At 54.0% G+C, this 14,242-nt stretch carries 14 protein-coding genes; 12 read left to right on the forward strand and 2 right to left on the reverse strand.

All coding sequences use genetic code 11. The features are described 5' to 3' along the window. Positions 1 to 13: 13 nt before the first annotated feature. On the forward strand, positions 14 to 1,171 hold the full coding sequence (locus L1F29_RS01765) for a homogentisate 1,2-dioxygenase (protein WP_258386693.1): 1,158 nt from the start codon (positions 14 to 16) through the stop codon (positions 1,169 to 1,171). A gap of 29 nt (positions 1,172 to 1,200) precedes the next feature. Then, a complete protein-coding gene (locus tag L1F29_RS01770) occupies positions 1,201 to 2,925 on the forward strand; it encodes an aromatic amino acid hydroxylase (RefSeq protein ID WP_258386694.1) in 1,725 nt (574 codons plus the stop codon). 240 nt (positions 2,926 to 3,165) lie between these two features. Here the strand turns inward: L1F29_RS01770 and L1F29_RS01775 are convergent, their stop codons facing one another. Next, positions 3,166 to 3,795, reverse strand: a complete 630-nt coding sequence (locus L1F29_RS01775; RefSeq protein ID WP_258386695.1) for a YfbR-like 5'-deoxynucleotidase — start codon at positions 3,793 to 3,795, stop codon at positions 3,166 to 3,168. Between the two features lie 202 nt (positions 3,796 to 3,997). Further along, the gene (locus L1F29_RS01780; protein WP_258386696.1) at positions 3,998 to 4,690 is read right to left on the reverse strand and encodes a GntR family transcriptional regulator; all 693 of its coding nucleotides are present in this window, start codon (positions 4,688 to 4,690) and stop codon (positions 3,998 to 4,000) included. 284 nt (positions 4,691 to 4,974) lie between these two features. Between L1F29_RS01780 and L1F29_RS01785 the strand changes: the two genes are divergently transcribed. The 10 genes from L1F29_RS01785 (at position 4,975) to L1F29_RS34575 (ending at position 13,995) form a co-directional block, all read left to right on the forward strand. After that, on the forward strand, positions 4,975 to 5,862 hold the full coding sequence (locus L1F29_RS01785; protein ID WP_258386697.1) for a DUF6282 family protein: 888 nt from the start codon (positions 4,975 to 4,977) through the stop codon (positions 5,860 to 5,862). Between the two features lie 24 nt (positions 5,863 to 5,886). After that, on the forward strand, positions 5,887 to 6,222 hold the full coding sequence (locus tag L1F29_RS01790) for a cupin domain-containing protein (RefSeq protein WP_258386698.1): 336 nt from the start codon (positions 5,887 to 5,889) through the stop codon (positions 6,220 to 6,222). After that, positions 6,212 to 7,000 (forward strand): HpcH/HpaI aldolase family protein, encoded by a 789-nt coding sequence (locus tag L1F29_RS01795; protein WP_258386699.1) that lies wholly within the window; start codon positions 6,212 to 6,214, stop codon positions 6,998 to 7,000. Before L1F29_RS01790 ends, L1F29_RS01795 begins: the two co-directional genes overlap by 11 nt. Continuing rightward, a complete protein-coding gene (locus L1F29_RS01800) occupies positions 7,001 to 8,320 on the forward strand; it encodes an MFS transporter (RefSeq protein WP_258386700.1) in 1,320 nt (439 codons plus the stop codon). Next, on the forward strand, positions 8,320 to 9,519 hold the full coding sequence (locus tag L1F29_RS01805) for an acetyl-CoA C-acetyltransferase (protein ID WP_258386701.1): 1,200 nt from the start codon (positions 8,320 to 8,322) through the stop codon (positions 9,517 to 9,519). Before L1F29_RS01800 ends, L1F29_RS01805 begins: the two co-directional genes overlap by 1 nt. Then, on the forward strand, positions 9,509 to 10,228 hold the full coding sequence (locus tag L1F29_RS01810; RefSeq protein ID WP_373876467.1) for a CoA transferase subunit A: 720 nt from the start codon (positions 9,509 to 9,511) through the stop codon (positions 10,226 to 10,228). The genes L1F29_RS01805 and L1F29_RS01810 overlap by 11 nt, the downstream gene beginning before the upstream one ends. Before the next feature lie 49 nt (positions 10,229 to 10,277). After that, on the forward strand, positions 10,278 to 10,946 hold the full coding sequence (locus L1F29_RS01815; protein WP_258386703.1) for a 3-oxoacid CoA-transferase subunit B: 669 nt from the start codon (positions 10,278 to 10,280) through the stop codon (positions 10,944 to 10,946). A gap of 276 nt (positions 10,947 to 11,222) precedes the next feature. Beyond that, positions 11,223 to 11,930 (forward strand): phytanoyl-CoA dioxygenase family protein, encoded by a 708-nt coding sequence (locus tag L1F29_RS01820; protein WP_258386704.1) that lies wholly within the window; start codon positions 11,223 to 11,225, stop codon positions 11,928 to 11,930. A gap of 244 nt (positions 11,931 to 12,174) precedes the next feature. Next, the gene (locus tag L1F29_RS01825; protein WP_258386705.1) at positions 12,175 to 13,386 is read left to right on the forward strand and encodes a chromate transporter; all 1,212 of its coding nucleotides are present in this window, start codon (positions 12,175 to 12,177) and stop codon (positions 13,384 to 13,386) included. A gap of 162 nt (positions 13,387 to 13,548) precedes the next feature. After that, complete coding sequence (locus tag L1F29_RS34575; protein WP_258386706.1) at positions 13,549 to 13,995, forward strand: ATP-binding cassette domain-containing protein; 447 nt, start codon at positions 13,549 to 13,551, stop codon at positions 13,993 to 13,995. Positions 13,996 to 14,242: the final 247 nt, after the last annotated feature.

Raw genomic sequence — 14,242 nt, forward strand, 5'->3', positions numbered from 1 at the left:
GGAGGCGGGCAGGATGCCCTTTTATCATCGTATGGGCGAGATACCGAGGAAAAGACATACGCAATTCAGGAAGAGCGACGGCACGCTGTACCGGGAACAGGTTATGGGGACAAAAGGCTTTTCCGGCATTCAATCCATTCTGTATCATCATACCGCTCCAACGGAAATCGTGAAGGCCGAAATCTATGCGTCGTGCCACGTTGGGTTTGAAGAACAAGGAGCATTGCGACACCGGCACTTCTTATCCGGACAATATCGAGACAAAGGCGATGCCGTCGGCGGAAGACGCTATATTCTCGGGAATGAAGACGTCATGATTTCCATATCGAATCCGACGAAAGCCATGACCTATTACTACCGTAACGCAGACGGAGACGAATTATTGTTCGTTCATCTGGGAACCGGGAAGGTAGAGTCGATCTTCGGCACGCTCAGCTATCGGCCAGGGGATTACATCGTGATTCCGACGGGCACGATTTACCGGGTCGTTCCGGATCCGGGAGATTCCAAGTTGTTGAACCTGGAAACGAGAAGCTGGATCACCACGCCGAAACGTTACCGAAACGAACATGGACAGCTGCTTGAGCACAGTCCGTTTTGTGAAAGGGATATCCGGCTCCCCGAAAAGCTGGAAACCTATACGGACACCGGTGAATACGAGGTTCGAACGAGAAGTAGAGGTTATTTGCACGCTCACTTCTATCGTCATCACCCGTTGAATGTCGTAGGCTGGGACGGCTATCTGTATCCGTATATTTTCAATATTGCGGATTTCGAACCGATTACGGGACGCATTCACATGCCGCCGCCCATCCACCAAACCTTCGAAGGGCATAACTTCGTCGTCTGCTCATTCGTTCCGAGATTATTTGATTATCATCCTGACGCGATACCGACTCCTTATTTTCACAGCAATGTGGACAGCGATGAGGTGCTCTATTATGTGAAAGGCAATTTCATGAGCCGCAAAGGCGTCACGGAAGGCTCTATTACGCTGCATCCCAATGGGATTCCCCACGGTCCGCATCCGGGTAAGATTGAAGCCGGCATAGGTCAGAAGGAGACGCTTGAATTGGCGGTTATGATCGATACGTTCCGTCCATTGCGTGTGGCGAAAGGGGCGGAGCAGCTTGAAGATCAACACTATCCATACAGTTGGATTCAACCATGAATAGGCAATAAGCAAATGGAGTTGATGAAATGAAAATCATTCCATCTCATTTGAAGCCATATGCAGCAGAGCAGCATTATGACCGTTACACACCTATTAATCATGCCGTGTGGCGTTATGTCATGCGTCAGAATCGTCATGCCTTACATGATAAAGCCCACTCCGCTTTTGTTGACGGACTGCTGCGGTCAGGTATTGAAACGGAGAAAATACCTCGCGTGTCCGAGATGAATGAGTGCCTTTCGAAAATTGGCTGGGGCGCGATTATCGTAAATGGACTTATCCCAGGCTCTGTATTTTATGAACTGCTGGCGGGCGGAATTTTACCTATCGCGGCAGAAATCAGAAAAATAACGAACATTGAATACACGCCTGCCCCGGATATTATTCATGAAGCGGCAGGGCATGCGCCCATCTTGTTCGATCCGGAATATCGATCGTATGTGCAGAAAATCGGCTCGATCGGCACAAAAGCTTTTTCCATGAAGGAAAGGAGTGAAGCCTTCGAGGCGCTTCGGCAATTAACGATCGTCATGGAGGATCCCAAATCAACGGCTGAAGAAAAAGCGGCCGCCCAAAAGGTAGTTGAGGAAAAACAAAATGCGGTCATCGGGTTGTCGGAAGCAGAGAAAGTTTCTCGTTTGTTCTGGGCTACGGTTGAATATGGACTGATAGGGGACATGACTGATCCGAAAATTTACGGCGCCGGTTTATTGTCTTCCGTTGGCGAAAGCAAGCATTGCTTTACGGATGCGGTCAAGAAATTGCCGTACTCCGTCGAAGCGTGCATAGAGAGCCCTAAACTCGTGACAGAGATGCAATCTCAACTATTTGTTTGCAAGAGCTTTGACGAATTAATGGAAGGCGTAGAAGCTTTGGCGAATACGATGGCATTCCGTGTTGGCGGAACGGAAAGTTTAGAGAAAGCGCTGCGCTCGGGGAATATTGCCACCTTCGAATTCAATTCCGGCATCAGCGTAACGGGTAAAGTCCAGGCACTTGTAAAGGATCAGAACGGTGAAGCGATCTATGTGAACACGAAGGGTGAAACGGCTCTTGCGGTTCATAACCAACCATTAGAAGGACACGGGAAGGACGATCACAGCAAAGGGTTCGGCACTCCGATCGGTATGCTGCAAGGCGATATTGCATTAGAAGCGTGCGATGATCAAGCTCTTGAACAGCTGGGCATGGTTGCAGGAAACTTCGTGGACATCTTGTTCGCAAGCGGTATAAGCGTTTCGGGGCGGATTACGGGCATCATAAGAAACAATCATCACGTAATTTTAATATCATTCGAGGATTGTACAGTGACGTTGGATGGAAACGAGCTGTTCAAGAAGGAATGGGGCACATATGATATGGCGGTCGGATCGCGTATCGTCTCGGCATATCCTGGTGCAGCCGACCCTGCTTCTTACTTTCGTGCAGCCCATGAGCAAGCCGAGTCTATGAAAAAAGAGCCGCCTTCTCCTTTATCCGAGTTGGAAATTCTATATCGGAAGGCTGCGGCAATAAGAGAGAAGAACACCTTCACGGATGAATGCATTCAAGAGCTCTGTGACATTCATAATGAACTTCGCCGTTCTTATCCCAAGGACTGGTTGCTGCGTTTGGAGCTGCTTGAATTAGCTGCATCCAGACCCGAATTGAAACAATTGGAGCTGCCGCTAAAAGAAGAATTGACTGCGTTAAGCAAGGCGGCTTCTATGACTAACCTTATAAAAAATGGAATCTCGATAATCCCCCCATAATAGTTAAATAGTATGTAACGTCACAAAGCCGCTGCAGTTTTATTAAGACAGCTGGAACAATTGAAAGAGAAACATTAAAAAGAAGCCTTGACCCTCAAGGCTTCTTTTTTCTTATGAAATACAGAGAGAATCATTATTCAAAAAATATTGAGAAGCGGTCGTGAAGGTTTTGTTGAAAAAGGGGATGACCAACGCAGGGGGAGGGCCAGTAGTAAGGCTGGGGTTAATAGAGTGAACGATTTAGGAGGCTAAAGCTTCGTTCGTAATTTGGACGATATCGATCGAGGATGTCGAGCCTTCGTTAACCATATCGGGTAAAATATTTTCCAGGAAATAATTAACGCAGTGAAGCTTAATGGCTTTAATCTTGATCAGCGCATTCCGGTACATGACGATAAATTCTTTCTCCGTATTGCCTCGCTTCAGCTCGGTAAAGGCCTCGTAGATCTGATCCAGCTTATCGGCAACCTCCAGGATCAGCCCTTCCACGGATTCGTCCTTGCCTTCGCGCAGCTGTCTGCGGAAGATGGGCTTAAATTCCTCGGGAATATGCTCGTCGATGAAATGAGCGATCATGCCTTCTTCCACCTGCTGCAGCATGGACCGAAGCTCCATCGAATAGTGCTTCACGGGCGTCTTGATATCGCCGATAAAAATCTCCCCGTAATCATGGCTGCTTGTGATTTCATACAGCTTCTTCCAGTCTACGGTAACGCCTTTGCTTTCTTCGATATCCGCAAGCGTCTTGGCGTATTGAACAACCTTCCAGGAGTGGGCGGATACGCTGTGCTCTTCAAACTTGAATTTGCCCGGGCAACGGATGATGCGTTCTAAATCGTTAAGCGATTGAAAATACGTATGGATTCCCATAGGCCGGACTCCTTTCTTTGATGAAGATATGGTGTGCTGTTCTAGATCCAGTATACATCCGGTTTGTTAATAGATGATTAACTTCAAAAAGAAAGCACCCTTAAGAAGTCAATCGGGCCGTCATGGGGGGCGCCGATTGTGCTCCTAAGGGTGCCTTTGTGGTTAGATGGCTAAAAAGGGAGGGCTCTTCCGAGCCCGATTCTCAGCTCTTCGTCTCGCCGCCTTGCAGCATCCTGGAGATCCGCAGCGCGTTCAGCACGACTTTGAACCCGGTTTCTTTCTGGGAACGGATAATTCGCGCGGCCTTCTCCTCGTCGCGATCGCGGATCGCTTCCACAATCGCGCGATGCTCCTCATTGGATTGGCGCAGGCGGTCCGGGTCATAGTGGAACACCATCTTGGAATTCTCGCTGCGCAGGAACAGGTTCTCGACCATGTCGATTAAGACCTGGGCATGCGAGGCACGATAGAGCTGTTGGTGGAACGCTCGGTTGCTGAGGGAATACGCGTTCAGGTCTTGTTTGTTTATACTCTCATCCATTTGGTCGACCAGCCGCTCCAGCGAATCGATTTCCTCCGGAGAAGCGGCCTTCGCGGCCAATCGCGTCGAGAGGGTTTCCAGCTCGATTCGAATAAGGAAGATTTCTTCCAGCGTATCGGTGTTGACCGGAGCGACGCGAGCTCCGCTGTGCGATTTCGTTTCGAGAAGACCATCGGCCACCAGGCGTTTGATTCCTTCCCGGACGGGAATGTCGCTAACTCCGAGCTGCCGCGCAACATCGCGGATAATGATCCGCTCATCAGGCTTATACACACCCGTTATGATCTGCTCTTTGATGAAATCATAAACAAGATCGGACTTCGTATTGCCTTTATGTTGATCAATCGACTTCATATATAACCTCCAAAAGGAATTTACCTTGATAATCCCAAAAGGGGAACTATTAATACTTTATCATATATGATTTTTATGAAATTGTACATCATAAACACACGCATAGTATATTTTCTAGTATTTTCAAGTGTAAAACGTTTTCATTTTCTATTGATTTCTTTCATCAATACTTTTAATATATGATTATGAACTAAAAGATATATGATTTATGAATTATGATATCTAATTACACCTATTTGACGGCCTGATCTACCTAAGAATCGACAGAAGGCGAGGAGAAAGCGATGCAAGAACTGCTGGAAGGCGCGTATGATCTGCACGTACACACAGGACCGGACGTAAGCCCGCGGAAGCTGGACGATCTGGACATGGCGGAACGTATACAGAAAATCGGGATGAAAGGCTTCGGCATAAAATCCCACTACTTCTGCACGGGGGAGCGCGCGAGGATCGTTAAGAAAGTGTATCCCGATCTCAATCCAATCGGCGCGCTGTGCCTCAACCATACGGTGGGCGGCATCAATCCGGTCGCGGTGGAGATGGCTGCGCGGGTCGGGGCGAAAATCATATGGATGCCCACGTTCGATGCGGCCAACGAAATGGAATACATGTTCAATCAGACGAGCTATGAAGAATTGCCGCCCTGGGCGAAGGTGCAATTCGAGCTCAGCAAGCAGGGCAAGGTGCAGGCGGGCATCACGATTCTGGAAGACGGGAAGCTGAAACAGAATGTGCGAGAGGTGCTCGATATCGCCGCGAAGAACGACCTTATTCTCGCTACCGGGCATCTGGGCAAGGAAGAGATCTATGCGCTCGTTTCCGAAGCGAAGCAGCAGGGCTTGCGGAAGGTCGTCGTAACGCATCCGACATTCTCTTCGGTCAATCTCTCAAAGGAGGAGCAGAAGGAACTGGCCGGGCTCGGCGCTTATATGGAGCAGTGCTTCGGCGTCATTACGCCGCATTACGGCATCGACTGGGATGCGCTATACGAGACGATTCGGTTCGTCGGGCCGGAGAATTGCATCCTCTCCAGCGATCTGGGTCAGACGAGCAATCCGTATCCCGATGAAGGGTTAATCACCTTCGTCACCAATTTGTACAACAACGGCTTTTCGAAGGATGAAATCAAGTTCATGACGGTCAGGAACACGACCTTCTTGGCGGAAGGATAATGGACAACAGAGGAGGATATCAACATGAGTATGAAAGCTGCCAACTGGAATACGCTGCAGGAGGTTCTCGTCCGTGAAGGCGTAACGCGCAAGGCGTTCAGTGGAGAAGGCGCGACGCTCGCTCTTCACGTGCTGCAGCCCGGACACGAGCCGAAGCCGCATAGTCACGCGTATGAGCAAATCGTTTATATTCTAAGCGGCAAAGTGAAATTCCACATCGGTGAGGAGTCCGTATTGCTGGAAGCGGGCGGGCTGCTCGCCGTGCCGCCGAATGTAACGCATTATGCGGAAGTGGTAGGCGACGAGCCGGTCTATAACCTGGATGTGTTCACGCCGAAGAGGGATGAATATGCGTCCTAATCGGTTCAAGAAGCGTCTGGCCGGCAAGCCCCAAGTCGGGACGTTCGTCAAGATCGACTCGGCGGAAACCATCGAATTGCTCGGGTACGCCGGCTTCGACTTCATCGTGATCGATATGGAGCATACGACGCTTGACTTTGGACAGGCGGAGCGGATGGTGCGGATTGCCGATTTGCACGGCATGAGCAGCATCATCCGTGTTCCGGATGCCAGCAGGATGTCCATTCTGCGGGCACTCGACCTCGGGGCCGCTGGCGTTCAGGTTCCGCAAGTCTACTCGGCGGACGAGGTGCGGGAAATTGTCGACAAGGCCAAATATCCGCCTCACGGCTCGCGGGGACTCACCTATGCGCACCGCGCCGCAGGATTCGGCCACACGCCGGACACCTATATGGCGGATCAGAATGAAGCAAGTACGGTTATCGTTCACGTCGAAACTGTAAACGCTTACGAGAGAATCGATGAGTTATGCGCCGTTGAAGGACTGGATGTCGTGTTCATCGGACCGCTCGACTTAAGCGTCTGCTTAGGGATTGCTGGGACTGATTATATCGGAGGCGAGCTGGCCGGACCTGTCCAATCGATATTGGATGCCTGCCGGCAGACGGGGAAGATACCGGGCATTGCCGTCACGAATGCGGCGCAATATAAGTTTGCGCTTCAACAGCATATTCCTTACATCGTATGGTCGTCCGACGTGGCATTCTTTAAACAAGCTCTCGATGCTGTCGTCCGGACGAAAAGTACCATAGAACTCGAAGATACGGAGGAATCTTAGATGAGCACAAGCACCATTTCGGCAGCTGCTGCAGAAAGCTCCAACAAGAACGGCCAGGGCAAGAAGGCCTTAATCGCGGCATACTTCGGTTTCTCGGTCGATATGATCGACGTGTACCTGCCTATTATAGCGCTTGCGCCGGCGATGATCTATTTCCAGCCTGCGGATATGTCGCCGACGCTGTCCACAACGCTTTATTATTTGATTTTCGTGCTGTCCCTGATCGGTCGTCCGATCGGATCGTTCATCTTCGGCTATGCCGGGGACAAGATCGGCCGCCGAAAGACGACGCTCATCTCGATTATGGGCATCGGCGTCACGACGCTGCTCATCGCCTGTTTGCCGGGATACGCGACGCTGGGACTCGGCGGCGTGCTGCTGCTGGCCGCTCTTCGGCTGATCTCGGGGATCTTCATGGGCGGCGAATATACGTCCGCGAATCCGCTGGCCATGGAATATGCCCCCAAGAATAAGCGCGGCATGTACGGTGGCCTCATTAATGCGGGATTCCCAACCGGAACGATTGTCGTATCGCTCGCGACGCTCGGCACGCTGCAGCTGTTCCCGGCGGGCGACGCAACGTCCCTCTATGCGGTATGGGGCTGGCGCATTCCCTTCCTTATCGGCGCGCTGCTGAGCTTTATCCTGTTCGTCTATACGTATCGGAATGTCGAAGAATCGAAAGTATGGGAAGGATCGAAGAAGGCGGAGAATCCGATCAAGGATTTGTTCAGCAAAAAGAACCTGTCCCTGCTGGGCCAAGTATTCCTCGTCATGAGCGGGGTATGGTTCGTCACGAACGCGATTGTCTCGTCATTGCCCGGCATTCTCAAATATCTTAACGTCAACAGTGTCGATTCGACGAACGCTCAGCTTGTGACCAACGTCATCATGTTCTTCCTGTTTATCTTCGCCGGTGCCATCAGCCAAAAAATCGGACGCAAAACGGTCCTGCTCATCTTCGGCATTCTGAGCTTCACCCTGTCTCCGATCTTTTATTACATGCTGCTGAACGGCGGCTATCAGAATACGACGAAGCTGATCGTGCTCGTTGTGCTTGTGAACTGTTTGGCGATTCCGGTATTCGGCGTTCTGACGTCGTATATTTCCGAGCGCTTCAGCACCGGCGTGCGCGCTTCGGGCTACGGGATCGGTTACAGCCTGGCGCTGGTCATACCGGCCTTGACGCCGTTCTTCATGCTCGGCCTGAAGAATTTCATGCCTTACGAATTTACACCGATTGTCATTCTGGTCATCGGCGGCTTGTTCATTACGATTGGCGCACTGCTCGGGCCTGAGACCAAGAAAGTGGATTTATAATGGATAGGAACGAGCGGAATGTTGTCATAGTCAGTGCCGTACGGACGCCGATCGGCAGTTTTCAGGGAGCGTTGAAGGATGTGGGCGCCGTTGAGCTGGGCGCCCTGGTGATCCGGGAATCGGTGAAGCGGGCCGGTCTTGACGCCGCGGACGTCGATGAAGTCATCATGGGCAACGTCCTGCAGGCGGGACTTGGCCAGAATCCGGCGCGCCAGGCGTCTCTTGCGGCAGGCTTGCCGCAAGAAACGCCGGCGCTAACGGTCAATATGGTATGCGGCTCCGGCTTGAAGGCGGTGCACTTGGCGGCGCAGTCGATCCTCGCAGGGGAGAGCGAGGTCGCCGTCGCCGGCGGGATGGAGAACATGAGCCAAGCTCCGTACCTCGTGAAGGGTGCGCGGGGCGGCTTGCGAATGGGCGATCATCCGCTCGTGGACAGCATGATCCGCGACGGATTGTGGTGCGCCGCGAACGATTACCATATGGGCGTGACAGCCGAAAATTTGTGCGACCGGTACTCGCTGAGCCGCGAGGAGCTCGACCGCTTCGCGCTGGAGAGCCAGCGGAAGGCGGCGGCAGCGATGGCGGACAAGCGCTTTGCGGACGAGACGGTGCCCGTGGAGATTCCGCAGCGCAAAGGCGGCACGCTCGTCGTGGATACGGATGAGTATCCGCGCGATACATCGCTCGCGGACCTAGCCAAGCTGCGTCCGGCGTTTAAGCGTGACGGCCATGTGACGGCGGGCAACGCCTCGGGCATTAACGATGGCGCAGCCGCGATGGTGCTGATGAGTGCCCGGAAAGCGCGGGAGCATGGGCTTACCCCGCTGGCGGTCATCCGCGCCAACGCTTCTGCCGGCGTAGACCCGGCCGTCATGGGCATCGGGCCTGTCCCGGCCGTTCGTCAGGCGCTTGTCAAAACCGGCTTGACGATCGCGGATATGGGGCTTGTGGAAGCGAATGAGGCATTCGCGGCGCAATCGCTCGCGGTCGCGCAGGAATTGCAGCTCGACCAGGATGTGCTGAACGTCAATGGCGGAGCCATTGCGCTCGGCCATCCGATCGGCGCCAGCGGTGCGCGCATTCTGGTAACGCTGCTGCATGAAATGAACCGCCGCAGGACGCGTTACGGCCTGGCTGCGCTCTGCATTGGCGGCGGGCAGGGCGTCGCGACAATCGTCGAGCGGCCGAATGCCGGCTGAAGAAGGAGAGGGATGGACAGTGAAGACGATAGCAGCTTCTTACGCGGATGCGATTGCGGATATTCAGGACGGAGCGACGTTGATGGTCGGCGGCTTCGGTCTGGTCGGCATTCCGGAGAATTTGATCGCGGCGCTTGTGGAGAAGGGCGTCAAGGATTTGACGATCATATCCAACAACTGCGGCGTGGATGACTTCGGCCTGGGGCTCCTGCTGCGAAACAAGCAGATTCGTACCATCATCGCCTCCTACGTAGGCGAGAATAAAGAGTTCGAGAGGCAGGCGCTGTCGGGTGAAATTACAGTGAAGCTCATTCCGCAAGGCACGCTGGCCGAGAAAATCCGCGCAGGCGGCGCAGGCATTCCGGCCTTCTACACGCCTGCGGGCGTCGGCACGCCGATTGCGGACAAACGCGAAACGCGCGTGTTCGGCGGCAAGGAATATTTGCTCGAGGAGTCGCTGACGGCCGACTTCAGCCTAATTCTCGCCGCGAAAGCGGACCGGATGGGAAATCTCGTATACAACAAGACGGCGATGAATTTCAATCCGATCATGGCGGCGGCGGGCAACATTACGATTGCCGAGGCGGAGGAGATCGTCGAAACCGGGACATTGAGTCCGGGAACGATCCAGACTCCCGGCATCTATGTCCAGCGGCTGATTGCCGGCCGGCAGACGAAGCGGGTCGAGAAGCGGACGGTCCGGGCGTAACACGTTGCCGTGCCCGGCAGGGCAGCGGGAGAGGATGATGATTGCAGCTATGGATAATACTAAAATATCGGTTCGGGAACGGATCGCCAGGAGGGCGGAGCGTGAGATCGAGAACGGCTTCTATGTGAACCTCGGCATCGGCATCCCGACGTTGGTCGCGAATTACTTGGCGTCGGATAAGCAGGTCGTGCTGCAGTCGGAGAACGGCTTGCTCGGCATCGGTCCCTATCCGCCGGAGGACGAGCTCGATCCGGATCTCATCAATGCCGGCAAGGAAACGATCACCGCAGCCGAAGGCGCGGCCTACTTCCACAGCGCGGAATCGTTCGGCATGATCCGGGGCGGGCATATCGATTTGGCGATTCTGGGCGGAATGGAAGTATCCTGCGAGGGCGATCTGGCCAATTGGATGATTCCCGGCAAGATGGTCAAGGGAATGGGCGGAGCGATGGATCTGGTGCATGGCGCGAAGCGAATCATCGTGGTCATGGACCATGTCAACAAAGACGGCCAGCCCAAGATCCTGCGGTCGTGCAGTCTGCCGTTAACGGGCAAGCGCGTCGTCGACCGCATCATCACGGATCGGGCGGTTATCGACGTCACGCCGGACGGTCTGCGTCTTGTCGAGATCGCTTCCGGTTATACCGTCAACGAGATTAAGGCGTGCACGCAGGCGGAGCTGCTCGTTGCGGATGATGTCGCGTTGAACGCTTATTAATAGGCAGAAAAAGCCCAGTCCTCGCGAGGATTGGGCTTGATTGCGCTGCTCCGCGGAAATTCGTTCTCTCGTATGCGGGTATGTCTTCATCAATGCGAGGTTATTCCTATGGAGGGCCGATAAGCCCTTCCGAGGAATAATCTCGTTTTTTACATAGCTTACAGAGGACTTAGGGGTTCCTAGCTTCTTCTATACTCTCCTGCAGGGTTTATTGACGCTTATGCAGGAAACGGACGGCGGCAGCCGAATAATAGAATCACAAAAGGAGGGATTGCTATGTCGGCGGCTGTGTCTCACTTCGTGCTTACAGACGAGATGGTAGAGGAATTTTACCGGGAGGGATATTTCTATGCGCCCGGTTTTATTACTCCGGAGACCGTAGAAGCGATCAATGAAGAACAGGAAGCGTTCGCGAACGGCTCGGGCGGCGGGGAATGGAGGTCCAACCCGTTCACGCACTACGACAAGCACGGCCTGCAGTATCCGGCTACCGCCCGGATGCTCCGGGATCCTAAGGTTGTAGGGGTGTTGGAAGGGGTTCTTGGCGACGCCGTGCGTCTGTGGATGGGCATGTACGCCGTCGTTCCGCCTCGCGGCAAAGGGCTGGAATGGCATCAGGATAACCAGTACACGCATATCCTCGGTCATATGCTGAACGGCTTCATAGCGCTGGACGCTATTACGCAGGAGAATGCCGGCCTTTGGATCGCTCCCCGCTCGCACCGATTAGGGAGACAGCCGAATCTGGATGAGGGAGGCGCGCACCGCCGTGCCGCCGTACCGGAGAACGGCATGCCCTGCAAGCCGATGAAGCCGGGAGACGCCGTATTCTTTCATCGGGAAACGCTTCATCACAGCAAAGGCAATCATACGGACAAGCCTAGACGCGCTTTCGCATTTCAAGCCTCATCGTACACGGCCCGTTACGCCGAAACCGGCAAGCCGCTCCTGGATCGGGAGCTATTGTCGAGCAATCCCCGTTAAACTGACCATCGATGAGCGATGCCAGAGACGGCAGCCTTAGTTAGAGCTTCCATCAGACTGAGGCTGTTTGTTTTGCCTTCGGATATGAAGAAGCTGTAAATCCCTTTATTGAGGTAGAGATGAAATATTCTCAGATGTTATATTGAATGGACGGCATGGGCGCCTAACGGACGGATGGATGAACGTCGATTCGTCGTCGTAGTATCCGACGGAACCTAATTAATCAAGGGAAGGGGAACAACGCGTGGAAAAGAAGGATGCCGACCTCCAACATGAGCCCCGGAGCAAAGCGCAGTCTCTTCTGGAGGTGTTGACGGTATCGGCAAAGCTCGGTCTTACCTCATTCGGAGGCCCAATCGCGCATCTGGGTTATTTTCATAACGAATACATACGCCGCCGCAGGTGGATGGACGAACGCAGCTATGCGGATCTGGTCGCATTATGCCAGCTGCTGCCCGGTCCTGCCAGCAGTCAGGTCGGCATCGGCATCGGCGTTATCCGCGCCGGACTGCTCGGCGGGCTGACGGCTTGGCTTGGTTTTACGCTGCCGTCGGTTGTGGCGCTGGTTCTGTTCGCTTTCTTGCTGCAGGGCTTCGATATAGGCGGCGCGGGATGGATTCACGGTCTTAAGATCGTCGCCGTGGCCATCGTCGCGCAGGCCATACTGGGCATGGGGCAGAAGCTGACTCCCGACCGCAGCAGGGCAACGATCGCAATCTTGGTTGCGTCCGCTACCCTGTTGTGGCAGACCGCCTTCAGCCAAGTCCTGTTTATTGCTGCTTCGGGCATGATCGGCATGGTGTTATATCGAAGAACAGCCGTGCCGGAAGCGTCCCGTTTATCGGTCCCTGTTAGCCGAAGGACTGCCGTGCTATGTTTGGCTGTCTTCTTCGGACTGCTCATTCTCTTGCCGCTGCTGCGGAACATGGTTGCTGTGGATTGGATAGCCGTATTCGACAGCTTTTATCGGTCGGGATCGCTTGTTTTTGGCGGAGGACACGTCGTCCTTCCGCTTCTCGAACGGGAAGTCGTGCCGACAGGGTGGGTCGGCGAGGCCGATTTCTTGGCCGGATACGGCGCGGCGCAAGCCGTACCCGGACCGCTGTTCACCTTCGCCGGGTACTTGGGCGCGATGATGGGCGGGGTTTCAGGAGCTGTACTAGCCACGGCGGCTATTTTTCTGCCAGCGTTTCTTCTGATCGTGGGGGCGCTGCCGTTCTGGAATTCATGGCGGAGAAGCGCAAAGGTTCAGGGAGCATTGGCCGGGATCAACGCGGCGGTTGTCGGCATCCTGCTGGCGGCACTGTACGACCCTCTCTGGACGACGGCGATTCTGGCTCCTGCCGATTTTGCCTTGGTCTCGATTCTGTTCGCGATGCTCGTCTTTTGGAAGCTTCCGCCGTGGGTTATCGTGATCACAGGAGCGATGGGCGGAACGTTGATTGCGCTCGTCTAATCACGTGACATACCCTCCCCAGGCTGCGAACTATGAATCCCCGCATTGAATTCCTGCAGAGCATAATCGGATCCGCCCCATGGCGTCCGCGATAACGCCCTTTAAGAGCCGGCTTCCCCGGAAGCCGGCTCGTCCGGCGTGCGATAGCCGAATTGCTTTGAGATGCCCAGAGCGGTCTCCTTCACGGACATCCTGTTAAGAACGAACGGCCTTACGAAGCATTACCCGGTAAACGGCGGCCTGCTTGCCACGGCGCAGCAGAAGGTGCACGCGCTGGATAAGGTCAACCTTACGCTATACAAACGCGAAATCGTCGGCGTCGTCGGCGAGAGCGGCTGCGGCAAATCGACGCTCGCCAAGGTTCTGCTGCGGCTGATCGAGCCGACGGAAGGCACGATCCATTTTGACGGGCGGGAAATTACGGGGCTGAACCGCAAACAGATGCGTGACGTGCGCCGGGAGATGCAGTTCGTGGATTTGGCTGCCGGTTCCATACGCGCTGCCCGTTCGCCGTGGAACGGTGCAAATCGGAGATGCCAGAGCTTAGAACGTCGGAGGACGGACACGCCGTCGCTTGTCATCTGGCGGAATAAGAGCGGATCCGAATAAAGGCCAACCCCAAGTCTCGCGGAGGGTTGGCCTTATTTTTTAGATGCCAAATAGGACGGGGTATGCTCTTCAGTTACGCTTCGTCCGGTGTTCCCTTTGTCTGTTAAGCTGAACATAGCCAATGTCTAAATATCAAGTAAAAGTGGTTCTTTAGACACATGATTAACCAATTTATGGAAGATAAATAGATTCCTCGTGCCTTGTTGCCGCCAGCTTTATTCACTATACTAGGACCTGCTTACAGTTT

The sequence above is a fragment of the Paenibacillus spongiae genome (genome assembly GCF_024734895.1).
GTDB classification, from domain to species: domain Bacteria; phylum Bacillota; class Bacilli; order Paenibacillales; family Paenibacillaceae; genus Paenibacillus_Z; species Paenibacillus_Z spongiae.